The sequence below is a fragment of the Exiguobacterium oxidotolerans JCM 12280 genome, from assembly GCF_000702625.1.
GTDB classification, from domain to species: Bacteria; Bacillota; Bacilli; order Exiguobacteriales; family Exiguobacteriaceae; genus Exiguobacterium_A; species Exiguobacterium_A oxidotolerans.
In genome coordinates this window covers 2,602,446-2,626,192 of sequence record NZ_JNIS01000001.1, presented here as the reverse complement: position 1 = coordinate 2,626,192, position 23,747 = coordinate 2,602,446, and the positions used below count along the sequence as shown (strand labels likewise).

The window sequence follows — 23,747 nt, the reverse complement described above, 5'->3', positions numbered from 1 at the left end:
CCGAGATATGATACACTAATGGGCGAGACATTAACCATTGAGGAGTGATTCAGCATGGAAAAAGTATTGATTTTTGGTCATAAAAATCCGGATACGGATACGATTACGTCAGCAATCGCGTACGCTGAACTGAAGAAAGCATTAGGTGTGAATGCCGAAGCGATTCGTTTAGGCGAAATCAATGATGAAACACAATTCGCACTCGATCAATTTAAGATCGCTGCACCGCGTCTTGTTACGGCAGTCGCTGCCGAAGCGTCACACGTCATTCTCGTCGACCACAACGAACGTCAACAAAGTGCCGACGACATCGCTGACGTCACGGTCACAGAAGTCATCGATCACCACCGGATTGCGAACTTTGAGACATCAGATCCGATTTACTACCGCGCTGAGCCCGTCGGTTGTACGGCAACGATTTTGAACAAACTGTATAAAGAACATGGTGTCGCAATTAAACCGGAAATCGCAGGTTTGATGTTATCGGCAATCGTTTCTGATTCATTGTTGTTCAAGTCACCAACATGTACCGAAGAAGACATCGTCGCGGCACGTGAACTTGCAGAAATCGCTGGTGTCGATGCCAACGTCTACGGTTTGAACATGCTCAAAGCAGGTGCTGACTTATCGAAAAAATCAATCACAGAATTGATTTCACTTGACGCAAAAGAGTTTTCGATGGGCGCACACAAAGTCGAGATTGCTCAGGTCAATACGGTCGATACAGCTGAAGTGTTACTTCGTCAAGCTGAGCTCGAAGAGCAAATCAATACAATCATTCTCGAAAAAGAACTTGATCTGTTCGTCTTCCTCGTGACTGACATCTTAACAAATAATTCAGTTGCGCTCGTACTCGGACAACAAGCACCACTCGTCGAGCAAGCTTATGGAATCGAAGCAACCAACCACCTCGTTTACCTCGAAGGTGTCGTTTCACGGAAGAAACAAGTTGTTCCAATCCTGACAGATACTGCTGTTAGTTCAAAATAATCGACTATAAAAAAGAAGGAGTTTACTCCTTCTTTTTTGAATACTAATAATGAATGGTTGTTCATTCAGACTAAAGGGGGAGAAGTTAATGGCACAAACGATCATGGTGACAGGCGGTACGAGCGGTATGGGGAAAGCAATGGCACTCGCCTTAAAAAAAGCCGGCTGGAACGTCGTCGTCACAGGACGTGACTTGGAACGGCTACAACAAATGGATCATGAACTCAAGCAGATTGAGGGGGAGCATCTGACCATTCAAATGGATGTTCGCGATACCGATGCCTGTATTGCGGCCGTCAATCAAGCACGGGAAACGTTCGGTCGCTTAGAGGCCCTCGTGAACAATGCGGCTGGAAATTTCATCTGTCCGACGGATGAGCTGTCTCCGAACGGATGGAAGACGGTCATCGACATCGTCCTCAATGGGACATTCAATTGTTCACACGCGCTTGTCAAAGGCTGGCAAGAAGATGACGTCAAGGGTGGACAGATTTTAAACATTGTCGCTTCTTACGCGTGGCAAGCTGGAGCCGGGGTCGCGCCAAGTGCTGCCGCAAAAGCCGGGGTCTTGAATTTGACGCGGACACTCGCTGTCGAGTGGGGCTATAAATATCATGCCCGCATCAATGCAATCAGTCCGGGACCGATCGAACGGACGGGTGGTGCCGATAAACTGGCGATGTCACCGGAACACGCGGAACGAATTCGTCGCAATGTACCACTCGGACGGTTCGGGACACCGGAAGAAATCGCCGGACTCGCCGTCTGGATGGTCTCCGATCAAGCAAGCTACTTAAATGGAGAATGCATCGCACTCGACGGTGGGCACTGGCTGAACAAACAACCGTTCTGACTATCACAATCACCTTCCGAAGCGGGAGGTGATTTTTTCATTTCGTTTCTCCTCCAAAAATTAACTATGTTTATAAATCATTATCGAAAGGAAAAAAGAACAATGGAATAAGGGAGGAATCAGTTATGTGGATGGCTTTAGGTTGGGGCGCACTCGCTGGCGGAGCAGTCGTCATCGGGGCATTGATTGGATTATTTTTACCGATGAAGCAACGGTACATCGGATATGTCATGTCGTTCGGTACGGGGATCTTGATTGGGGCAGCGACGTTCGAGCTACTCGACGAAGCCTTGAATAAATCAACGACGTTCATCGTCGCTATCTCTTTCATCGTCGGCTCTCTCGTCTTTACAGGATTTGATTTTTTTGTTTCTTCGCGAGGTGCGAGTAAACGGAAACGTTCGGGTGGTGGAAACGAAGGCACAGGGACGGCAATCTTTTTCGGAACGATTTTAGATGCGATTCCGGAATCGATCATGATCGGGGCAAGCTTATTATCGGGGAACGTCAGTGCGGCACTCGTCGCTGCGATTTTCGTCAGCAATATCCCGGAAGGTCTCTCAAGTACGACCGGACTTCAAAAAGACGGATTTTCAAAGAAAAAAATCTTAATCATGTGGGGGGTCGTCTGGTTGATTTCCGCCCTCGCCTCGCTCGCCGGCTATTCCGTGCTTGCTAACCTACCCGATATGCAATTTGCGATGATTGGTTCGTTCGCAAGTGGCGGCATCATCGCGATGCTCGCTTCGACAATGATGCCGGAGGCGCACGAAGAAGGCGGGACGATTGTCGGTCTACTTGCTTCTCTCGGTCTCATCACAGCTATTGTTCTTAGCTGACTGTTAACAATTTTTTTTAAAAGACATTGAAACGCCGATGCCTCCGTCTGATAAACGGGGACATCGGCGTTTCAGCGTGTAGACAAACTATTATGAAGCGTGAACATACGATAACGAGAGACAATCTGGTCGCGCTTCCCTGTCTCACCTCGTCTTCAAAGCGGCAACCGTTCGCGCCGCTACAGCAAATCTGCAGGGTCGCGACCGATTGCTTTTCGCTTCAAAAGCGATGCGAGACGGATTGCGCCCTAAACCGTCTGCATGACTAGCTTTCCGTCATAGTGTTACCTAAAAAAGCGTCACGTTTCGTTGACTCCTGCGGGGAAAAGTGCGTTTTTAACGCACTTTGATATGCTCCCCAAAAAGTAGACAGTTGAAATAAGAAAAACTGTTTACTTTTGAAAGGAGCTTTTTTCTATGTCCAAATTCAAGCGTTCCGCTAGTGAAAAACTATATGCCATCCAAACTTATGAAGAAGGAGTGTCCACGTTGTGGGAAGTCGCAAGACTCTTCGGGGTCACACAATCGACCCTACTCAGATGGAGACAGATGTATCGTCAAGGCGGTATCTCAGCTTTGGAGAAACGGTCGGTATGCACGAAGTATTCCAATGAGTTTAAAGAGCGAGCCGTACGCGACGTGCTAGAAAAAGGTGAGCCCGTCATGGACGTCATCATAAAATTAAACATCTCCAGTGCAAGCGTACTCAGACGTTGGATTTCAAACTATAATGGTCGTAGTGAAGACACACTACTAAAGGAGCGATTCGCTATGACCAGAGGAAGAATCACGACATTCGAAGAACGCGTTAGTATAGTCAGCGACTGTCTTAAAAATGGAAAGAAGTATAAAGAAACTGCGAAGACCCACCGGGTCTCCTACCAACAAATCTACAAGTGGGTTCAAAAGTATGAAAAGAATGGGATTGACGGACTGATGGATAGCCGTGGACGTACGAAACCGTTTGAGGAACTGACGGACGTGGAACGCCTCTCCATCGAGATGAAAAAGATTGAGCAAGAGAACGAGCTTCTTCGAATGGAAAATGAGTTCTTAAAAAAGCTAGAGGAGTTCGAAAGGGGGAGAGGTTAGACCAAGTCCGAAATTTGGATAAGTACAAGGCTATACAATCGTTGGCGGACCAGTTCGGCTATTCGATTGTCGCCCTCTGTCGTTTTGCGGACGTATCCCGTGCTGCCTATTATAAATGGTTAAATCGTGTACCGACGGTACGCGAAGAAGAGAACATCATGATCATTGAAGAGCTGACATCTATTCATGAGTCGGTAGATGGAGTCTATGGATGTGAACGAATGGTCTTGAATCTAGATCGCCAATTTAACAGAACGGTTAATCATAAACGGGTTCGTCGCTTGATGCGAATCGCCGGCATTCGTTGCGTCATTCGTCGAACACGACCGAAATATATGAGAACCATACCCGGACAAACGGCAGAAAATCTTCTGAATCGTGAATTCCATGCGGAAAAACCGAATCAGAAATGGTTAACAGATATCACGGAATTCAAATACGGCACCTCAAAAAAGGCTTATTTAAGTGCAATTCTCGATTTGTATGATGGATCAATTCGTTCATTTGTGCTAAGTCGTTCGAATAACAGTCAGCTCGTCTTCGATACGCTAAAACTCGCCTTGGATGATGATCCTGGTAGCTTCCCTCTTCTTCATAGTGACCGTGGGTTTCAATATACGTCAAATGCCTTTCATCATATGACTCAACAAGCTGGGATCACACAAAGCATGTCCCGTGCCGGTAAATGCATCGATAATGGTCCAATCGAATCTTTTTGGGGAGCGCTAAAGTGTGAAAGCTACTATCTTCATACATTCGAGGAGTTCGATGAACTCCACGATGCAATCCGACGCTACATTCGATTTTATAATGAGCTGCGGTATCAAAAACGATTAAACGGCTTAAGTCCGCTGGAATTCAGGGCTCAAGCCGTTTAAAAAATTTATATTATTTGACCTGTCTACTTGACGGGGAGCAGTTCACTTTTAGAGGCAGGCAAGACCCTGCTCGTTGTCCGTTAGGATCAGGGAGCAACGGCTTGCGCCTCGCCCGAGGAAAGCAACGAAAAAAGACGCTTAATCTCCCGATGTCACTTTGTCTACAGCCTGAAACGCCGATGCCTCCGTCTGATAAACGGGGGCATCGGCGTTTCTTGCGTCCAGGGTGGAACGGTCCCAATTTCAAAACTCCCATTCCTTCTGAAAACGTTCCAAAAATTCAACCATGAACGCATGCCGTTCCTCTGCGATGCCTTTTGCCGTTTCGGTATTCATTAAGTCCTTTAACAAAAGTAACTTCTCATAAAAATGATTGATTGTGCTTGAAGGACTCGTCCGGTCTCCTGGCTTGCGTGGTCTTAAACCGGGTACATGCATCGGTGCTTGTGTCAATGCTCCATACTGGAAGGTCCGGGCGACCCCGATGGCACCGATCGCATCCAACCGATCGGCGTCTTGGACGATTTGTCCTTCCAGCGTCTCAAGTGATGGACGGTCCCCTCCTTTAAATGACATCCCATCGATGATTTGAAGGACTTGCTGTTTCCGAGTGTCTGAGACTTTCCCGGATAAAAATGCATCGACGGACGAAAGTGTTCCGCCGAGTTTTACGTCAGCGACATCATGCAGGAGTGCCGCCAGTTCAATCGTCAGCAAATCCCCGCCTTCCGTCGCAGCAATCTGTAACGCCATTTTCCGGACGCGTTCGATATGGGCATAGTCATGTCCTGAAAAATCTGCCGCATGGAATGTGCGGACGAACTGTTCCGTTTCGTTAATCATAAAAATCCTCCCACTCCGTCCGCAATAATCCGTAAAGCAACATGTCATGCCGGATACCATCCCGCTTTAAAAATTGCCGGTATGTCCCTTCATGGATGAAACCAAGCCGTTCGTATAACGCAATCGCACGTTCATTATAGGCAAAGACCGTCAACTGGATCCGCTCGAGGTTGAGCTCAGAAAAGGCGTATCGCAGTAAGAGCTGTAATGCTTTTCGTCCATACCCTTTCCCGGCTTCACTTGGATCGATTCCAATCATCAACCAGGCCGTCCCATTTGACCATAAGATGTCTTCGAGGGATACGACGCCAATCAGACGCTCGGCATCCGTCCGGCGAACGGCGAACCGAAATGTCTCATGGGCATCACTCGCAAGCATCCCGTTGATTTTTTCATCTGACAAGAAGCGATATGGTGTCGCACTCAAGTTGCGTGCAAATGTCGCGTCATCCAGAAAGCTCCGATAACTTTCCATATCCCCTGTTTGAAATCGCGTCAGCCGAATGTCTTTCCCCTCTAGTAACTTCATCGTTATCGTCCTCCTCAAAAACCGCCACCCCTTTGATGAAAGAGATGGCGGTTATGTGTTATAAGACTTTTTCCAAGAATTTTTTCGCACGGTCGGTTTTCGGATGATCGAACAACTCGATCGGCGTTCCTTCTTCCATCAAAATGCCTTCGTCGAGGAACAGGACACGGTCAGCGACTTCTTTTGCGAAGCCCATCTCGTGCGTGACGATGACCATCGTCATCCCACTTTCCGCGAGTTGCTTCATGACATCGAGGACTTCATTGACCATTTCCGGGTCGAGTGCTGATGTTGGTTCATCGAACAACATGACGTTCGGCTCCATCGCCAAGGCACGCGCGATCGCAACCCGTTGCTTTTGACCACCGGATAGCTGGTTCGGGAAATTATCCCGTTTTTCAGCGAGACCAACGCGTTCAAGTAATACTTCGCCACGTTTGATTGCGTCCTCTTTTGATAAACCGAGGACATTGATTGGGGCATAAATTAAGTTATCGAGCACTGATTTATGGGGGAACAGGTTAAACTGTTGAAACACCATTCCGATGTTTTGACGCGCTTTCGCGATATTCGCTTTCGGTTTTGTCAATTCGAAGCCGTCGACGTTAATCATCCCACCTGTCGGTTGCTCCAAAAGGTTGATACAACGTAAGAACGTCGACTTCCCTGAGCCCGACGGTCCGATGACTGCGACGACTTCCCCACGGCCGACTGTCGTCGTGATGCCTTTTAATACTTCTAACTTTCCGAACTGTTTGTACAGATCGGTGACTTGAATCATAGGTTCCATCTGATTACCCACTCTTTCTCATAGCTTTTTCGACTTGTTGACCAATCAAGGACAATCCCATGACAAGGACGAAATAGACGAGTCCCGCAAATAACAAGGGTTCGAAGTACAATGCTTTTTCTCCACCGACGACTTGCGCTCGGCGCATAATGTCGAGAACACCGACTGTCGAGACGAGTGCCGACTCTTTTGTTAACGTAATCATTTCATTCATGATGGCTGGTAAAATGTTTTTGAATGCTTGTGGTAAGATAATTGACCGCAATTGTTTCATGTATGGGATACCGAGTGCATCTGCCGCTTCCCATTGTCCACGATCGACTGCTTGAATTCCTGCCCGGATGATTTCCGAGATGTATGCACCTGAGTTTAATGAAAAGGCGATGACAGCGGATTGATAGCCCGTCGTGACGTAACCCGTCAGTTGCGGTAAACCGAAGTGAATGATTGCCAGTTGCAAAATGAGCGGTGTCCCACGAAAGACTGCCGTATAAGCATGACCGATGAAGCGAATGAACTTACTTTTCGTAATTTTAAGTGCTGCCACGATGATTCCGATGAACATCCCTGCGATGGCAGCGACGATCACGACTTGGAACAGGACCGGAATCCCTTGCAGAATGTATGGGATTGAATCTTGAATCTTTGTAAAGTCTATCATAACCAAACTCCTAACGTCGCACAAAAGGGATGGGGTTACCCCCACCCCTATGCGCTTCTCTTATTTTGCTTCTTTTTGGAACCATTCTTCTGCAAGTTTGTCGATTTCACCTGAATCGATCATCTTTTTCAATTCTTTGTTGAACTCGTCACGCATCTTGTCACCCTTTTTGAAAGCGGCGGCTGAACCCGTCGGTCCGTCTTCTTTAATTTCATACGTTTTTAACGATGCGTCTTGATCCATGTATTTGACCGCTACCGCATCTTCAATGATGAGCGCGTCAATCCGGCCTGTGTTCAATTCTTGAATGATCTCCGGAATCTTGTTTAACGAGACGGCTTCGCTGTCTTTATAACGGTCTTTCGCAATGCCTTCTTGAATCGAACCGAGTTGGACCCCGATTTTTTTACCTTTGAGTTCATCTTCCGAACTAATCGCTTCGTCTTTTGTCATGACGAGGTTCTTTGATTCGAAGTAAACATCTGTGAAATCAGCGTTTTTCTTCCGCTCGTCTGTCGGTGTCATTCCTGCCATGACAAAATCAATCCGACCTGAGCTGAGTGCTCCGAGTAAGCTACCGAACTCCATATCTTCAATTTTCAAATCATAACCGAGGTTTTTTGTAACTTCTTTTGCGATTGCGACATCAAATCCAACGATGTCGTCTCCTTTCGCCGTATCGATGTATTCAAACGGGAAGTAATCTGCTGACGTTCCCATCGTTAATACTTTATTGTCATCACTTGAACCGCCTGATGAATCATCTGATGCACCACATGCTGCCATCGTAAGTGCGAGAATGCCTGCCATTGCCGTTGCTACTAATTTTTTCATGAATAAATTCCCCTTCCAACGCTCAATTGTCAGAACTTTAACAATAGTATGACTTATGTTTTTTTCTAATTCAATACTAAATAGCTCTGATCCGATTTATTACTTTTAGGATATACGAATATTTATTCATTGTAAAGTATAATTATCTCGTAATAATGCATAAATCGATTCTTTTTATACAAAAAATGAGTAAATAACCACTTTTGAATCCGCTTACATTTTTTATTGCTATGCTCGGATTTTAATCATGGGTACTTTCTAACTCGAAAAAGGGGATGCTATTGATTCGATTCGTCCTTCTTTTTTCATTGCTCTTTCAATAAGTCGGCCTCTGCTTCAGGGGGACTGCTAAAAAAACATCCCTTTCGCGCACACTCACTTTCACGACAAACTAAAAACCGTGTTTCAATTAAGAAACACGGCTCCAGACTGTAGTCAAAGTGTTATTGGGCGATAAAAGCGTTTTTTTCGTTGCTTTCCTCGGGCGAGGCGCAAGCCGTCTTGAATCGCTTTAGAACCGCGACAGGAAAGCGCGAACTGATTGCACTTAGATATAGTATATTCACTCTTCATAAGCGTTTGTATACACACGTGAGCCGTGCTTCAATTAAGAAACACGGCTCACGTTGATTCATTTATGCGTAAATTTCAATCAATGACTCTAATTTTTCAACAACTTCTTCTGCAGTAAACGATTCGATGTCGAAACGCTCAACCATCGAGAGAATGTTGCCGTCTTGCATCAAAGCGAATGATGGTGATGAAGGTGGATACCCTTCAAAGTACTCACGTGCCCGGTCCGTTGCTTCACGGTCTTGTCCCGCAAACACTGTTACGAAATGATCCGGCTTGACGCCTTCCATTCGATTGACGTAAGCAGCTGCTGGGCGAGCGATCCCACCGGCACATCCACATACTGAGTTGACGAGGACAAGTGTCAACCCTTCACGCTTCATCGCGTCATCGACGCTTTCAGCTGTCGTTAATTCTTCAAAACCAGCAGCCGCTGCTTCTTTGCGTGCTGTCTGGACGACGTCTTCAAAATACATTTGGAAATCCATCGGTCTAATTCCTCCCTTATTCGTTCTCTTTCTTATTGTACGAGTTTAGACGAAATCTGTCCAAGTCTGCCGCTTAATTCATGCGCCAAATATGGTTTCGCATGCAGTAAATCACGGAAGGCGACGTAACGGTCAATTTTTTCTTCCGTCGGCTGACGGTCATTTTTATAGGCCCGGATTAAAACATTTTTTGGTGTATGCTCTAAATCAATGAACTCAAGCAATTGTGTCTCGTAACCGACGAGCGTCAAGATTTCGGCGCGGATTGAATCTGTCGCGAGCGAAGCGAACTTTTCCTTAATCAACCCGTGCTGCAACATGACGTCGAGTGGTGAACAGTCGAGTTGACGATTGAGTTCTTTTTGACAACACGGAACACTTAAGATGACAGACGCATTCCAATCAACGGCGCGGGCCAGGGCGACATCCGTCGCAACGTCACAGGCATGAAGCGTCACCATCAAGTCAACCTCTGTATCCTCATTGTAGTCATGGACGTCCCCGACACGGAACTCGAGATTCGTATAGTCGAGATCGCGCGCAATCGCTGTACATTCTTCGATGACTTCTTTTTTGAGATCAAGTCCGGTCACTTTCAAGTCAAAACCTTTGACGACACTCAAGTAATGATACAAAGCAAACGTCAAATACGATTTTCCGCATCCAAAATCAAGAATCCGTAACGTCCGATCCGTCGGTAATGCGGAAATACTATCTTCGACGAACTCGAGGAACCGATTGATTTGTTTGAATTTATCGTACTTTTGCCGTTTGACTTGCCCGTCTTCCGTCATGACACCAAGCCGGACTAAAAACGGTACGACGACACCATCTTCAAGAAGATGACTTTTTTTTCGGTTATGCGACAGTTCTGCTTGGAGTGGCGACTGTTTTGTTGTCTTTAATGATACTTTCATTTTCTTTGATAACTGGAACTGGACTTCTTCCGTCTCGAAGCGGAACAAAAATTGACGGAATTCTTCCATCAATGCGTCGAGTCGTCCTAAAAATTCGTCGATTCTCAAATTTTCATGTTTAATTATCCGCTCATATTGAAACTCTAATTGGATTGCATACGTATCTTTCAATAGAATCGGTTTTAGTTTGATTCTTCGAAGATCATTCGACTTTTGGCGCGGACCACTGATCGTTGCATGCACGAGAGCAGAAGCCTCGAGCTTTTGAGTGAGTAATTCTTTTACTTGGTGTAATTCCACTGTAGTCCCGTCCTTTTCTGATTGTTCTTTCGAAACTGTAGCAAATTCCACCCTATTCGACAAGTAAGGTAGCTTCATCATTAAAGGAGGAACGAACGATGTTCAAAAAACTTTTATCACAAATCGGAATCGGTGCCGCCACAGTCGATACACGACTCGACAGCGAGCGCTGTGAGCCCGGCGGACAAATTCACGGAACCGTTCATATTAAAGGCGGCAGTGTCGACCAAGAAATCGACCGGATCTATTTAGCGTTTAATACACAATATAAGGAAGAGGTCCGCGACAGCACGTCATTCACGACGTTTACACTCGATCGTTTTTCACTAAATGAAGCTGCTTTTACGATTGAAGCAGGTGTTGAACGTGAAATTCCGTTTACGCTTCAAGTGCCATTTAATACGCCGCTATCGGTCAGTCAGTCGAAGTCATGGATTGAAACGGGTCTCGATATCGCCCAAGCGGTCGATCCGTCAGACCGAGACGCTATCATCGTCCAAGCCAACGACCTCCAATCCGTCATCCTAGAAGCGATGGAAGAACTCGGCTTCCGACTTAAGAAGGCCGATACGGAAAAACTCCCCGGCCGTTATCGTAAGGACTTACCGATCGCTCAAGAACTCGAGTACTCGGCACGTAATACGTACTTCGCCCATAAACTGGACGAAGTCGAACTCATCCTGCTCCAAGACCGGTCCGGCATCGACATCGTCTTGCAAATCGACCGTCGTGCCCACGACTTAGGCTCGCTCTTCAGTGAGATGGCGGGTGCGGATGAGACAATGACGAAGCTATCCTTATCGAACCACGATTTGATGGACCGAAACGCCGTCAAACAACAATTAAACGATTTGATTGAGCGGTACAGCTGATTTCCTTACCAGAATCTTCATCATGCCTGTAATCCACCCACAAAAAAACCTGAGCGATTACCATGACTTTCTTTACGAAAGCTGAAAATTGCTCAGGTTTTGTGCGGTCTGCCGTCTGATCGCGCTGATCGACAGCGGCTAAAGCTGTACTTATCGTTTCGTTACTTTTGCTTGACGCGTAACTCCTGTAAAAACACGTTCAAACGTTTCTTCCGTCCAGCCCATTTCCCAGAAGAGTAATTCGTAATAACAGCTTTTGACAAAATGTTGTTTCATCCGTTCTCGTTCTGCTTCAGTCGCTTGCGCCGCCAATGCATCGAGACGGTCGACTTGTTCAAAGACGACCCGTTCGAACCATTCTGAACTGTATGTTGCAATCCACTGCTGATAGATCGGTGACGCAGGTGATTTCGTCAACAGTTGTTGTCCGACCTCATAATAGAGCCAGTAACAGGGTAATATCGCTGCAATCGTCTCACCAAGCGTCCCCTTACTCGCATGATGCATATGCGAGACATAGGCATAAGCAGTCGGTGCCGGTTCGAACGTTGCTAAATCTGCTTCCGTGATAGCAAGCGGTTCGAAAAAAGACTGGTGGAGCGACAGCTCAGCCGCATATGTCGACGTCGCATGTTCCGCAAGCTCTGCAATCGTCGCGAAATCTGTTGCTTTTGAGGCGGCGCGGGCTTGAATTTTTGCGAAATGTTTTAAGTAATACGCATCTTGCATGACATAATGCCGAAATTTTTCGAGCGGTAACGTCCCGTCACCAATGCCAGTGACGAATGGATGGGAAAAGCTGCTGTCCCAATACGTTTTTGCGGCTTGCCGAATTTCTTGACTGAATTTCATCCTAATTCCCCCTTTTGTTGAATCAAAAAACGCCACACCCTACGAACAGGGCATGACGTGAAGAGACCACAAAAGAGACGTTCACGCCACTTCCCTCCGTAAGTCCAAACTTAATCAGGTTCAAAGGGTCCGAACGTCTTCGTCGTCTCAGTCGGCCTACCGACTCCCCTAGTGGTCATTATTTAATTCTTGTTTAATTATACCACTTTTTCAGTCAAATCGTCCGTATTTCAGGAAAAACTTAGTATACTGTATGGGGCAGGAGACGCGTGTTCCGTTCCGCCTCAAGACCGATTCCGTTCCGGAACACGTCACTTACAATAGGATTAGTACCTGATACTATCTACTATACTCGGAGGATTCCTACTATGAATAAAGCAACAAAAATCATGACAACAACGCTGTTAGCGTCAAGCTTACTTCTCCCGACTGCTGCTTCAGCAGAACAAGTCGTCGATAAAACGATCATCACGCTCGGTGAATCGCTCGGTGCAAAAGACAAGGCCTGGGTGCTCGCCCGATTGAATGCGCCGGAAGGCATCACGCCCGTCATCGCCACGGCAGCTGATGAGGAAAAATATTTAGGGAAGAACGTTCCCCAATCGCAACTCGGCGGTAACATGTACTCTTCCGCAAAAATTGAACTCGCTGAAAAAGGCGACGGTCTCTCGGTCGCAACCGAAAACATCACTTGGGTCACAAAGGACATGTATTTGAATGCTCTCGTCACAGCGGGTGTGACGGACGCCGATATCACGATTACTTCTCCTTATAAAGTCACCGGTACGTCTGCTTTGACGGGAATCATGAAAGCATATGATCAAACGTCGGCAGAAACCGGTATTAAATTGACGGATGAACGAAAAGATTTAGCCCAACAAGAACTAGCCGTTACGTCCGATGTCGGAAAAACGGTCGGGACGGACAAAGTCGCCAAACTGATGAATGAAATCAAGGCCGAAATCGCAAAACAAAAACCGGAAACCAAAGTCGATATCGAGAATGTCATCATCCAAGTCATTCAAAATAACAACATCCAATTGTCAGACGCCCAGATGGACCGATTGACGTCATTGTTCAGCCAAATGGAGAAAGCAGACTTGAACTGGGGACAAATTGAGACCGGATTAAAAAGTGCCGGTCAAGATATTCAAGCATTCGCGACCTCGGAAGAAACGAAAGGATTTTTCGCAAAATTGTTTGACGGTCTAAGTAATTTCTTTAAATCGATTTCCGGACTGTTCAAGTAACTGAAAACGGTATCATTTCCAGCTTAACATATGGTAAACTGGCTTTATCGAAACGAAAAGGTGGTGTAGAAGATGGGTTTTGCTGCGTGTAAGCATTGGTTGATGGAACAACTTTATCTGTTGCGCGCGATTTTTCATGGAATGGCGTTCTAAGGGATCAGTCTGCCCTTTTTCTAGAACATCTATCTGAAAAATAAAGCAAAGCGCACATTCTACGGTAAACGGAGAGCGCTATTTGCGTTCTCCGTTTTTTTGATGCGCATGAAAGGAAGTTATTGATCATGATATGCGACATCCAACATCTGACAAAACAATTCGGAGGAGCATCCGTCTTAACCGACATCTCACTCTATCTTAAACAAGCTGACCGTATCGGATTGATCGGTCGAAACGGAACCGGAAAAACAACGTTACTGCGCTTAATCGCTCAACTCGATGCACCGGACAGCGGAACCATTTATCTAAAAAAAGGACTTTCCATCGGTTATTTGGCTCAAATCCCACAGTTCGCAGAAGAATTGACCGGCCTCGATGTTCTCTGGACCGCATTTGCCCAGGTCGTCGCCTTACGGACGACGATGCATCAGCTTGAACAACAAATGGCAAATGCCGACCACCTCGACGATGTGCTGAACGATTATACGCGCGTGACCGAACAATTCGAACGACAGGACGGGTACCTACTCGATTCAAAAATCCAACGTATGATTAACGGCCTCCACCTCGATGCCTTGCTGACACGTCCCTTTTCTCAATTGAGTGGTGGCGAACAAACGAAAATCTGCCTTGGCCGGATGCTTTTGACGGAACCGGACTTGTTGATCCTCGACGAGCCGACGAATCACCTCGACCTCGCAGCCATCGAATGGCTCGAACAATTTTTAAACAGTTATCCGGGCGCAGTCCTGATTGTCTCGCATGACCGCGTGTTCCTTGACGCAAGTGTCAATTGGATTGCGGAACTAGAAGATGGTGAATTGACGATCTACCCCGGAAATTATTCGGCGTATACGGTCGCGAAAGAACGCCTGCTCCTCGAACAGTTCCACGCCTACACGGAACAACAAAAGAAAATCAAACAAATGAAGGATGCGATTAGGCGGTTACGCCAGTGGGCAAATGAAGCCTCTCCTCCGAGCGAAAAACTGTTCCGGAAAGCAAAAGCGATGGAACGGGCACTCGAACGAATTGAGCGACTCAAACGGCCACTTCTTGAAAAAGCGGCGCCTGATATCCAATTTTCGTCGCACGGGCAACTCAGTCAAGTCGTTTACCGCTTGACGGATGTTGAACTTTCAGTTGCCGACCGCAAGTTGTTTACGTCGCTTGATTTCGAAGCCGCGCCGCGTGACCGGATTGGGATCGTCGGTGCGAACGGGAGTGGGAAAACGACGTTATTACGTGTCTTACTCGGACAACTCGAACCGACGAACGGACATGTTACGCGTGGTCCGTCAAATCGCGTCGGATTTTTATCGCAACACGTTGACATGCCGGGTGAAGAGCGACTGATCGATTACTTCCGCTCACGCATTTCGACAGATGAAGGAACAGCCCGGTCCCTGTTAGCCCGTTTCCTATTTTTCGGTCCCCGTGTCTTCTTATCGATTAGTGCGTTAAGCGGCGGAGAAAAAATGCGTTTGATGCTCGCGATTCTTGTCCATTCGCCGCTTAATGTCCTGATTCTGGACGAACCGACGAATCACCTCGACATTGAATCCCGCGAGGCGCTTGAAGAAGCACTCGAGCACTTTGACGGAACGCTGATTGCCGTATCGCATGACCGTTACTTCTTGAATCGACTTTTTTCGAAAACGTACTGGTTAGATGACACGACGGAAATGTTTTCTGGTCCTTACCACTATGCTACCGAAAAACGACAGGCTCGGACAAACATCGAATCAGTGGAACCCGCGCCTATCGAGCGAGCCACCAAGACGCCAGTAACTGAGGCACGTCCACCTTTAAGTACAGACGAACTCGAACAACAGATTCAACAGCTAGAGGATGAAGTGGCTTTACTCGATGCGTCACTAGCGACGACAGAAGATTACGAAGTCCTTGCGCCATTATTCTCAGCGCGTGAACAGCTCGTCAGTCAAATTGATGTCTTCTATGAAAAATTGTTGGCCGTCGATCACTAATCAAAAGGCGCATCATTTCACCACCGCTCGCTTCATTAAGTGCGGTGGCTTTTTATGTTAAAAATGCTTTGATGACGATCTGTTTTTCTGAATCCAAAAAAATATATTTTAAACATTTTAAAAGAAAGTTTCGAAAAAAAGCTTGCAAGTTGTCTGAAAATTCGTATAATTCAACTTATAGCTATTATCACTTTTCAGCAAAAACACTTTGGGAGGAACTATCACATGGATGCATTTCAACAAGCTGTACAATCAGGCGTCGACTTCGCTAACAACATCTTATGGTCTTATATCTTAATCGCCGCTTTAATCGGAGTCGGGATCTACTTCACCATCAAAACGAAGTTCATCCAATTCCGTTACTTGAAAGAGATGTTCCGTGTCACACTCGATAAAAATGAAAAGACAACAGATGATGAAGGTCAGAGTATTACATCCCTTCAATCATTCTTCATCGGTGCCGCGACTCGAATCGGTACAGGGAACTTGGCCGGTGTTACGATCGCCGTCACACTTGGTGGACCTGGAGCGGTCTTCTGGATGTGGATGGTCGCCCTCCTCGGTGGCGCAACTGCCCTTATTGAAAGTACGCTTGCTCAAGTCTATAAAGTACGTGATACAGGCAATAACGCTTACCGCGGTGGTCCTGCGTACTACATCGCAAAAGGATTGAACAACCGCGTCCTCGGAATCATTTTTGCAATCTTAATCGCCGTCACATTTGGTCTTATCTTTAACTCGGTTCAATCGAACACGATTGCCGCTGCTTTTGATAACGCCTTTGGAATCGACAAAATGATCGTCGGTGGTATCTTAGTTGTTCTTACAGGCCTCGTCATCTTCGGTGGTGTACACCGGGTTGCGAAAGTTTCAGCAATCGTCGTGCCAATCATGGCGTCACTCTACTTGATCGCTGCAATCTTCGTTGTCATCACGAACATCACTGAACTTCCAGGGGTTTTCGCAATGATCTTCAAGAGTGCATTCGGGATCGACCAAGCTGTTGGTGGATCTGTCGGTGCTGCGATCTCGCTCGGTGTTAAACGTGGTCTCTTCTCGAACGAAGCCGGTATGGGTTCTGCGCCGAACGCTGCTGCTGCCGCTGAAGTTTCTCACCCAGCAAAACAAGGATTCTTACAAACACTTGGTGTTTTCCTCGACACATTGATCGTCTGTACAGCAACAGCAACAATCATCTTACTCAGTGACAGCTACGCTGCCGGTAATGGTGAAGGTATCGCCATGTTACAAAATGCGCTTTCTGAGCAACTCGGTGCCGTCGCACCAGCCTTTATCGCAATCAGTGTCTTCTTGTTCGCTTTCAGTTCAATTGTCGGTAGCTACTACTACGGTGAAACGAACATTGAATTCATCAAGAAAAGTAAATCAACTGTCTTTGGCTTCCGAATTGCTACGATGGCATTTGTCTTCATCGGATCGCTCCTCAGCCTCGGAATGGTTTGGAGTTTCGCCGACCTCTTCATGGCCGGAATGACATTAATCAACTTAACAGCCATCTCGCTCTTAGGTGGAGTCGCAATCAAAGTCATCAATGACTACCAGAACCAACGTAAGCAAGGTCTTGATCCTGTCTTCTCTGCTAAAGCATTAGGTATCGAAAATACCGAATGTTGGGACGATGAAGAAGAAGCGCGTCCAGCTGCTGGTGAAGCTCCACCTGTCGCACGACGTTAAGCATTCCTTTTCTACTAAAAACCTTGGAGGCGCGTGTAATCGCCTCCAAGGTTTTTTTGCTGCGCTAGGATTATCTTGGTCGTCAGTTGGGAAAATAGGAACAGAGAGTCACTAAGGAGGAATTGAATGTGTCGAAGGCCATGTTAATTATTAACCCGTCATCCGGGAAAGAATTAGGTAAAAAATACGCAGAATTTGCAGAAGGAACACTCGCCCAGCGCTTTGCGACGGTCGATGTCCGGTTCACAGAAAAAGAACTCGACGCAACGGAATTTGCACGGACCGCGTCGCACGAGCATTATGATGCCGTCGTCGCAATGGGCGGTGACGGAACGGTCAATGAAGTCATCACGGGAATCGCAGAACAAGACCACCGTCCGACGCTCGGTATCGTTCCACTCGGGACGGTCAACGATTTAGCACGTGCGCTCCATATTCCGACGGATGCCCGCGACGCAATCAGCGTTCTCGAAGATGCTCCGATTCGCCCATTTGATATCGGTAAGTACGGCTCGCATTACTTCATGAACGTGATCGCTGTCGGTCTGATTGCCGATGCCGTCGAAGAAGTGAGTGTCGAACAGAAAACATCACTCGGATCAGTCGCCTACTTCATCGAAGGCTTAAAAGCTTTTAAAGATCACAGCCCCTATCCACTCATATTAAGAGCAAAGGAAAAGACGTTTGATGGGGAAACACCCTTACTCATCGTCTCGTTGACGAATTCCGTTGGTGGATTCGAGTCGTTCGCTAAAGATGCACGTGTCGATGACGGTTTGTTGCATGTCTTCCTCGTCAAACAATTAGGGTTCTTCGACGCCTTACAAGCGTTACCGAAGCTTTTAACAGGTGACTTATCGAACGCTGATCAAATCGAGTACTTCACGACAACCGAAGTCGAAATCGAGTCCGACGAGACACTTTCGATTAACGCAGATGGAGATACCGCGGATGAGCTCCCAATCACGGTCCGCGTTTTACCTCAACATTTAAATGTCATCGCTCCTACATCTTAATTGAAACAATACTTGCAACCTCCCGCGTTTTCAAAACAGCGGGAGGTTTCTTGCGCTCTTTTAAACCCAATAATGCCCATTACAATATATGTTATACAATGATAACTTTGAAACAAAACTGAAATATTTCCCCTTTATTTCCGATGCTATAATCATTCTATCAAGAAAACATTTTTAACATTAACTACATAGATCTTTTATCTTCCAACATAAAAAGACTTAGTTTTACTGATGTCCGTCGCCTTTTCCCAACTAGGAGGAACTACATATGAAACGTATGTTAACAACAATGACAATGACAGCACTGATGGTTTCGGGCTTCGCAACGACAGGCATCGAAAAAGTCGAAGCAGCAACTACATATAAAGTAAAAGTAATGGCTGACGGTCTCCGTGTTCGAACGGGTCCATCGACTGCCTATAAAGCAGTCGGAACCGTCAATAAAGGAAAAACATACAAATACCTCGGCGTATCCGGATCATGGACGAAAATTTCATACTCAGGTTCTTCCCGTTATGTCGCTTCCAAGTATGTCAAAAAGTATAAAGTCACAACAACGACTGCAACAAAAGCATCGAGTAGCTTTTCACGACCTGCAAGTGGTCCAATCACACAAGGCTACGGCGCAGCGAGCGGCGTTTACGGTTATACGTTCCACAACGGAATCGATATCGGCGCTGCAACAGGAACTCCCGTCTATGCTTCTGCTGCCGGTAAAGTCATCACGTCTCGTAATTACGGTGCTTATGGCAATTACGTTATGATGACGCACACAATCAATGGACTTGCGTACACGACGGTCTACGCCCATTTGAACAGTCGCTCGGTATATGCCGGTCAAACGATTGCAAAAGGAGCAAAAATCGGGACGGTCGGTGCAACCGGAAACGCCTTCGGCGCCCACCTTCACTTTGAACTACACCGTGGTTCATACGTCTACAGTGCGTCATCTGCTGCAAGCAGTATCAATCCACTGAACTACTTTAATTAACTCAACCACCACTGACGGAATCTTCGTCAGTGGTTTTTTTGTATACGTAACCTTAAACAGTGTTTCCCATGTCAGTTAGATGAAAATTCCTCCAAACAGTGGTAAGTTAATTAAATATTCGCTTCTAAGGAGGAATTCATGTTGAAACGACAATCCATGCTGCTCGTTGCGGCAAGCGCCACGAGCATCGGCATCCTTGTCGGCTGTCAAGATCAGCCGACAGCAGAAGAACGACTCGCTTCCTATTCAAAGCTTTGGGAAAAACAAGATTATGACAAGATGTATGCGGATTATGTTAGTCAAACGACACAAAAAGAGTACGGTGAAAGTCAGTTCATCGAACGAACGAAAAAATTGAACGATACGCTTGAAATCAAAAATATTTCCATTACACCAGGAAAAGCACCCGACTCAGATGATGAGAAGAAACAACTATTGCCCGTCACCGTCAAATTCGATACGGTTGCAGGACCTGTATCGTTCAAGAAAGATGTCCCACTCGTCTACGAGACAAAAAAAGATACAGACAATTGGTACGTCGACTGGGATCCTTCCTTCCTGTTCGAAGACTTCGAACAAGCGGATCAAATCAAATTGAACACGCTTACCGCAAAACGCGGTGAGTTAATCGATCGGAATGAAAAACCACTCGCGACGACTGGTCAAGGCTTTGAAGTCGGTGTGACAGCTGGCCAGCTGGATGACACGACCAAAAAGAAAGTCGCTTCTCTCCTCGACCGGTCGACGAATTCGATTGACGACGCCCTATCGGCATCTTGGGTCAAAGACGGTCAGTTTGTTCCGTTAAAAACATTTGATCCGTCTAAAGAAGCAATTGTTAAGCAACTGGAGGCAATCAAAGGGGTCAGCGTCAAGGAAACGGAAGTGCGGACTTACCCATACGGTGAAGCGACTTCCCATTTAATCGGTTATATTGGTGCGGCGACTGCTGAAGACGTCAAACAGTCGAACCATAAAATCCAAGCCGGTGAACGGGTTGGTAAACGCGGACTTGAACAAGTATTCGATGATGAACTTCGTGGCCAGTCCGGAACGAGCATCGAAATCGTGAAGTCGGATCAGGACGAACCGGTAACCGTCGCCGAGACGAAGGTCAAAGACGGGAAAGACATTACGCTGACGATCGATGGTGCGCTCCAACAGTCGACGTACGAGACGATGAACGGTGAACCGGGTGTCGCAACTGCAATCGATCCAAGAACCGGTGAAACACGGACCCTCGTCAGCTCACCGGGGTTTGATCCGAGTGAGTTCACACTCGGTATCTCACAAGATCGACTCGACACATTAACGAATGATCCAGATCAACCCTTACTCAATCGCTTCACGAGTGCCTTTGCACCCGGATCGACACAAAAACCACTGACGGCTTCTATCGGTCTGAAGGCCGGAAAATTAGATCCCGATAAAGCCTATTCGATTGACGGCTTAAAGTGGAAAAAGGATGGTTTCAATGTCACCCGGATCCATGAGACGCCGGATCCTGTCGATTTACACAATGCGCTAGTCTACTCGGATAATATTTACTTCGCGCAGTCGACGCTTGAAGTCGGAGCCGACACTTTTACGGATGGACTCCAGGCACTCGGTTACGGTGAAAAAATTCCGTTCGCCTATCCGATGCGGGCTTCACAGATTTCAAACGACGGTACCATTTCATCTGACGGTCAGTTAATGGATACATCGTACGGACAAGGTCAGATGTTGACGAACATCGTTCACCTCGCTTCGATGTACGAAATCTTTTTGACAGACGGAACCATCTATCAGCCAACGTTACGGGCGGATGAAAAAACGAAACAAGTCTGGAAACAGGATTTAATCTCTAAGAATGACGCCTCGATGATCCGAAAAGATTTGTATGATGTCGTCCATGCGGGTTATGACTTACCTGCTGACATACAGGAAGTCGCCGTTGCCGGTAAGACGGGAACGGCTGAACTCAAGCAAGCTGGAGAAACAAAAGGAAAGGAAAATGGCTTTTTCGTCGGTTATGACAACGATGACCCGACGTTACTCGTCGCGATGATGATTGAATCGGTCGAACAGGAAGACCGTGGCAGTCCATATGTTTCCGGCCTTGTCGCGGAAGTCTTGAAAGATGCGGAGGGACGATAAGCTGTTGACGCGACCTGAGATACAAAAGCTTCGCTTTCCCTGACTCCTGCAGGAAAAGATGAAACCTTTCCTGCCTTGTATACATCTCAGAACGTCGTGAGCGAGAAGAGGCATAGAAATGGCCGATGATCCCTGAGATCATCGGCCATTTGATTGATGCAGGACGGAAACGTCCGTCACAAGAATTGATGTCGGTCTGACTGACGAGTCAGACCTTTTTAGTTAGACGTGAAGATCGGGTAACCGGGCTGCCATCAATTGCTCAATCGCTGATGTATCTTCTTGTTGTAACAATTCAACGATTTTACTACCGACGATGACACCCGCGACCGAAGCCCCTAACTGTTTGACGTGTGCTGGCGTACTGATTCCAAATCCGGCGAGGACCGGAACGGGACTTAACTCTGCGACACGAGCGAGGTGGGCTTCGAGCGACTCACCGAACGTCGTCTGTCCCCCAGTCGTCCCATTGACCGTGACGGCATACAGGAATCCTTCGCTTTGATTCGCGATTTTTTGAATCCGTTCAATCGGACTCGTCAATGAAACAAGTTGGACGAGGGCGATGTCTTGTTTGTCATGCTTCGCAAAAAACTGTGCACTCTGTTCAAGTGGTAAGTCCGGAATGATTAAGCCGTCGACCCCGACTTCGCGACATGTCGCGAGAAAGGCATCGATGCCGAAGCGGAAGATTGGATTCAAGTAGGTCATGACGACGATCGGGACCGTCGTTTCTTGACGTGCGACCCGAATCGCTTCGAGGACGTCGTGTAAGCTAACTTCGTGTGCAAGCGCGCGGAGACCGGCTTCTTGAATGACCGGTCCATCCGCGACAGGATCTGAGAACGGGACACCGACTTCGATCGCGGTCGCCCCGCTCCGTTCGAGGAATGACAAAATGTCCGGCAGACGGTCGATTCCCCCGTCTCCTCCCATGACATACGGAATAAATGCTTTTTCACCACGGTCATTGACTGTTCGGATTGCTTGTTCTAATCGCATCACGCTTCCCCCTTTAAGGCCGATCTGACCGTCATGACATCTTTATCACCACGACCGGATAAACAGATGACGAGAATCTCGTCTTCCGACATGTCTTTCGCAAGCTTCGTCGCATGGGCGACGGCATGGGCTGTTTCGAGCGCTGGAATGATGCCTTCTTTTTGGCATAACAACTGGAGCGCATCGAGTGCTTCTTGATCCGTGACGGCTTCATACTGGACACGGCCAATGTCTTTTAAGAGACTATGTTCCGGTCCGACGCCTGGATAATCGAGCCCGGCTGAAATCGAATGGGCTTCCGTGACTTGACCGTGCGCATCCTGTAGCAAGTACATCATCGACCCGTGTAAGACACCGACTTCCCCTTTCGTCATCGTCGCTGCATGTTTGTCCGTCTCAATTCCGTCTCCCGCTGCTTCAATTCCGTACAGCGCAACCGTTTCATCATCGATGAACGGATGGAACATACCAATCGCGTTACTCCCGCCACCGACACAAGCGACGATCGCGTCCGGTAAGACACCCTCTTTTTCAAGAATTTGCGCCCGCGTCTCTTTCCCGATGACGGCTTGGAAGTCACGGACAAGTTCCGGGAACGGATGTGGCCCGAGAACCGATCCCATCAAATAGTGTGTATCCTCAACATGTTTGACCCAGTAACGTAACGCTTCATTAACGGCATCCTTCAGGGTCCGACTGCCCTGTGTGACCGGGATGACCTTCGCCCCAAGCAGTTCCATCCGGAAGACGTTCAATTCTTGACGCCGGACATCCTCTTCCCCCATGAAGATGACACATTCTAAATCAAGTAAGGCACAGACGGTCGCCGTCGCAACACCGTGTTGTCCGGCACCGGTCTCGGCGACGATTTTTCGTTTCCCCATCCGCTCTGCGAGTAGAGCTTGTCCAATCGTATTATTGATTTTATGAGCGCCCGTATGGTTCAGGTCTTCCCGTTTCAAGTAAATCTTTGCGCCACCGATTTCCCGCGTCAAATGTTCCGCGAAGTAGAGTGGTGTCTCACGCCCGACGTAATTTTTTAAGAGATCGTTCATCCGTTCATAAAACGCCGGATCCTCTTTGACTTCGACATAGGCCTGTTCCAGTTCAAGAACGGCTTGCATCAATGTTTCCGGAATGTAGCGTCCACCATAAACTCCATATTGACCAAGTGCATCTGGTTGTGAATAACCCATCGT

22 protein-coding genes and 1 riboswitch are annotated in these 23,747 nt (G+C 47.2%); of the genes, 12 read left to right on the top strand and 10 right to left on the bottom strand.

What is annotated here, in order from left to right:
• Nucleotides 1–54: 54 nt before the first annotated feature.
• The 5 genes from P403_RS0113400 (at nt 55) to P403_RS16900 (ending at nt 4,652) form a co-directional block, all read left to right on the top strand.
• Entirely contained in the window at nt 55–990 is a 936-nt protein-coding gene (locus tag P403_RS0113400; RefSeq protein WP_029333110.1) for a manganese-dependent inorganic pyrophosphatase, read from the top strand.
• Nucleotides 991–1,078: 88 nt separating this feature from the next.
• Nucleotides 1,079–1,843: a 2,4-dienoyl-CoA reductase gene (gene fadH, locus P403_RS0113395; protein WP_029333109.1), complete on the top strand. Its 765-nt coding sequence runs from the start codon at nt 1,079–1,081 to the stop codon at nt 1,841–1,843.
• Nucleotides 1,844–1,968: 125 nt separating this feature from the next.
• Nucleotides 1,969–2,682, top strand: coding sequence for a ZIP family metal transporter (locus tag P403_RS0113390; RefSeq protein WP_029333108.1), 714 nt, complete (start codon nt 1,969–1,971; stop codon nt 2,680–2,682).
• A gap of 417 nt (nt 2,683–3,099) precedes the next feature.
• On the top strand, nt 3,100–3,774 hold the full coding sequence (locus tag P403_RS16905) for a helix-turn-helix domain-containing protein (RefSeq protein ID WP_029330182.1): 675 nt from the start codon (nt 3,100–3,102) through the stop codon (nt 3,772–3,774).
• 14 nt (nt 3,775–3,788) lie between these two features.
• A complete protein-coding gene (locus tag P403_RS16900) occupies nt 3,789–4,652 on the top strand; it encodes an IS3 family transposase (RefSeq protein WP_235195150.1) in 864 nt (287 codons plus the stop codon).
• A gap of 243 nt (nt 4,653–4,895) precedes the next feature.
• On the opposite strand, the gene P403_RS0113375 is transcribed toward P403_RS16900, so the two are convergent.
• From P403_RS0113375 to P403_RS0113345, 7 genes are all read right to left on the bottom strand, one after another.
• Complete coding sequence (locus tag P403_RS0113375; protein ID WP_029333107.1) at nt 4,896–5,495, bottom strand: HD domain-containing protein; 600 nt, start codon at nt 5,493–5,495, stop codon at nt 4,896–4,898.
• Complete coding sequence (locus tag P403_RS0113370) at nt 5,488–6,024, bottom strand: GNAT family N-acetyltransferase (protein WP_029333106.1); 537 nt, start codon at nt 6,022–6,024, stop codon at nt 5,488–5,490. Before P403_RS0113370 ends, P403_RS0113375 begins: the two co-directional genes overlap by 8 nt.
• Nucleotides 6,025–6,082: 58 nt before the next feature.
• A complete protein-coding gene (locus P403_RS0113365) occupies nt 6,083–6,805 on the bottom strand; it encodes an amino acid ABC transporter ATP-binding protein (protein ID WP_029333105.1) in 723 nt (240 codons plus the stop codon).
• Nucleotides 6,806–6,818: 13 nt separating this feature from the next.
• The gene (locus P403_RS0113360; protein WP_029333104.1) at nt 6,819–7,475 is read right to left on the bottom strand and encodes an amino acid ABC transporter permease; all 657 of its coding nucleotides are present in this window, start codon (nt 7,473–7,475) and stop codon (nt 6,819–6,821) included.
• A 60-nt stretch (nt 7,476–7,535) separates the two neighbouring features.
• Nucleotides 7,536–8,309 carry a transporter substrate-binding domain-containing protein gene (locus P403_RS0113355; RefSeq protein ID WP_029333103.1) on the bottom strand — a complete coding sequence of 258 codons (774 nt, stop codon included), beginning with the start codon at nt 8,307–8,309 and terminating at the stop codon, nt 7,536–7,538.
• Nucleotides 8,310–8,944: 635 nt separating this feature from the next.
• On the bottom strand, nt 8,945–9,370 hold the full coding sequence (locus P403_RS0113350) for a BrxA/BrxB family bacilliredoxin (RefSeq protein WP_029333102.1): 426 nt from the start codon (nt 9,368–9,370) through the stop codon (nt 8,945–8,947).
• A gap of 32 nt (nt 9,371–9,402) precedes the next feature.
• Nucleotides 9,403–10,587, bottom strand: coding sequence for a class I SAM-dependent methyltransferase (locus tag P403_RS0113345; protein WP_029333101.1), 1,185 nt, complete (start codon nt 10,585–10,587; stop codon nt 9,403–9,405).
• Between the two features lie 98 nt (nt 10,588–10,685).
• On the opposite strand from P403_RS0113345, the gene P403_RS0113340 reads away from it, so the two are divergent.
• Nucleotides 10,686–11,459, top strand: a complete 774-nt coding sequence (locus P403_RS0113340; protein ID WP_029333100.1) for a sporulation protein — start codon at nt 10,686–10,688, stop codon at nt 11,457–11,459.
• A gap of 150 nt (nt 11,460–11,609) precedes the next feature.
• On the opposite strand, the gene tenA is transcribed toward P403_RS0113340, so the two are convergent.
• Entirely contained in the window at nt 11,610–12,311 is a 702-nt protein-coding gene (gene tenA / locus P403_RS0113335; protein WP_051667417.1) for a thiaminase II, read from the bottom strand.
• Between the two features lie 74 nt (nt 12,312–12,385).
• Nucleotides 12,386–12,491, bottom strand: a riboswitch (TPP riboswitch).
• Nucleotides 12,492–12,679: 188 nt separating this feature from the next.
• Between tenA and P403_RS0113330 the strand changes: the two genes are divergently transcribed.
• The 6 genes from P403_RS0113330 to P403_RS0113300 all read left to right on the top strand — a co-directional run bounded on the left by P403_RS0113330 (nt 12,680) and on the right by P403_RS0113300 (nt 21,546).
• Nucleotides 12,680–13,561, top strand: a complete 882-nt coding sequence (locus P403_RS0113330; protein WP_029333098.1) for a DUF1002 domain-containing protein — start codon at nt 12,680–12,682, stop codon at nt 13,559–13,561.
• 281 nt (nt 13,562–13,842) lie between these two features.
• Nucleotides 13,843–15,705: a ribosomal protection-like ABC-F family protein gene (abc-f, locus tag P403_RS0113320; protein ID WP_034801260.1), complete on the top strand. Its 1,863-nt coding sequence runs from the start codon at nt 13,843–13,845 to the stop codon at nt 15,703–15,705.
• Between the two features lie 225 nt (nt 15,706–15,930).
• Nucleotides 15,931–17,400: an alanine/glycine:cation symporter family protein gene (locus tag P403_RS0113315; protein ID WP_029333096.1), complete on the top strand. Its 1,470-nt coding sequence runs from the start codon at nt 15,931–15,933 to the stop codon at nt 17,398–17,400.
• A 128-nt stretch (nt 17,401–17,528) separates the two neighbouring features.
• A complete protein-coding gene (locus P403_RS0113310; RefSeq protein WP_029333095.1) occupies nt 17,529–18,416 on the top strand; it encodes a diacylglycerol/lipid kinase family protein in 888 nt (295 codons plus the stop codon).
• A 268-nt stretch (nt 18,417–18,684) separates the two neighbouring features.
• Complete coding sequence (locus P403_RS0113305; RefSeq protein WP_029333094.1) at nt 18,685–19,407, top strand: M23 family metallopeptidase; 723 nt, start codon at nt 18,685–18,687, stop codon at nt 19,405–19,407.
• Nucleotides 19,408–19,545: 138 nt separating this feature from the next.
• Nucleotides 19,546–21,546 carry a penicillin-binding transpeptidase domain-containing protein gene (locus tag P403_RS0113300; protein WP_029333093.1) on the top strand — a complete coding sequence of 667 codons (2,001 nt, stop codon included), beginning with the start codon at nt 19,546–19,548 and terminating at the stop codon, nt 21,544–21,546.
• A 222-nt stretch (nt 21,547–21,768) separates the two neighbouring features.
• Here the strand turns inward: P403_RS0113300 and trpA are convergent, their stop codons facing one another.
• Complete coding sequence (trpA, locus tag P403_RS0113295) at nt 21,769–22,548, bottom strand: tryptophan synthase subunit alpha (RefSeq protein WP_029333092.1); 780 nt, start codon at nt 22,546–22,548, stop codon at nt 21,769–21,771.
• Entirely contained in the window at nt 22,548–23,744 is a 1,197-nt protein-coding gene (gene trpB, locus P403_RS0113290) for a tryptophan synthase subunit beta (protein WP_029333091.1), read from the bottom strand. The genes trpA and trpB overlap by 1 nt, the downstream gene beginning before the upstream one ends.
• Nucleotides 23,745–23,747 lie beyond the last annotated feature (3 nt).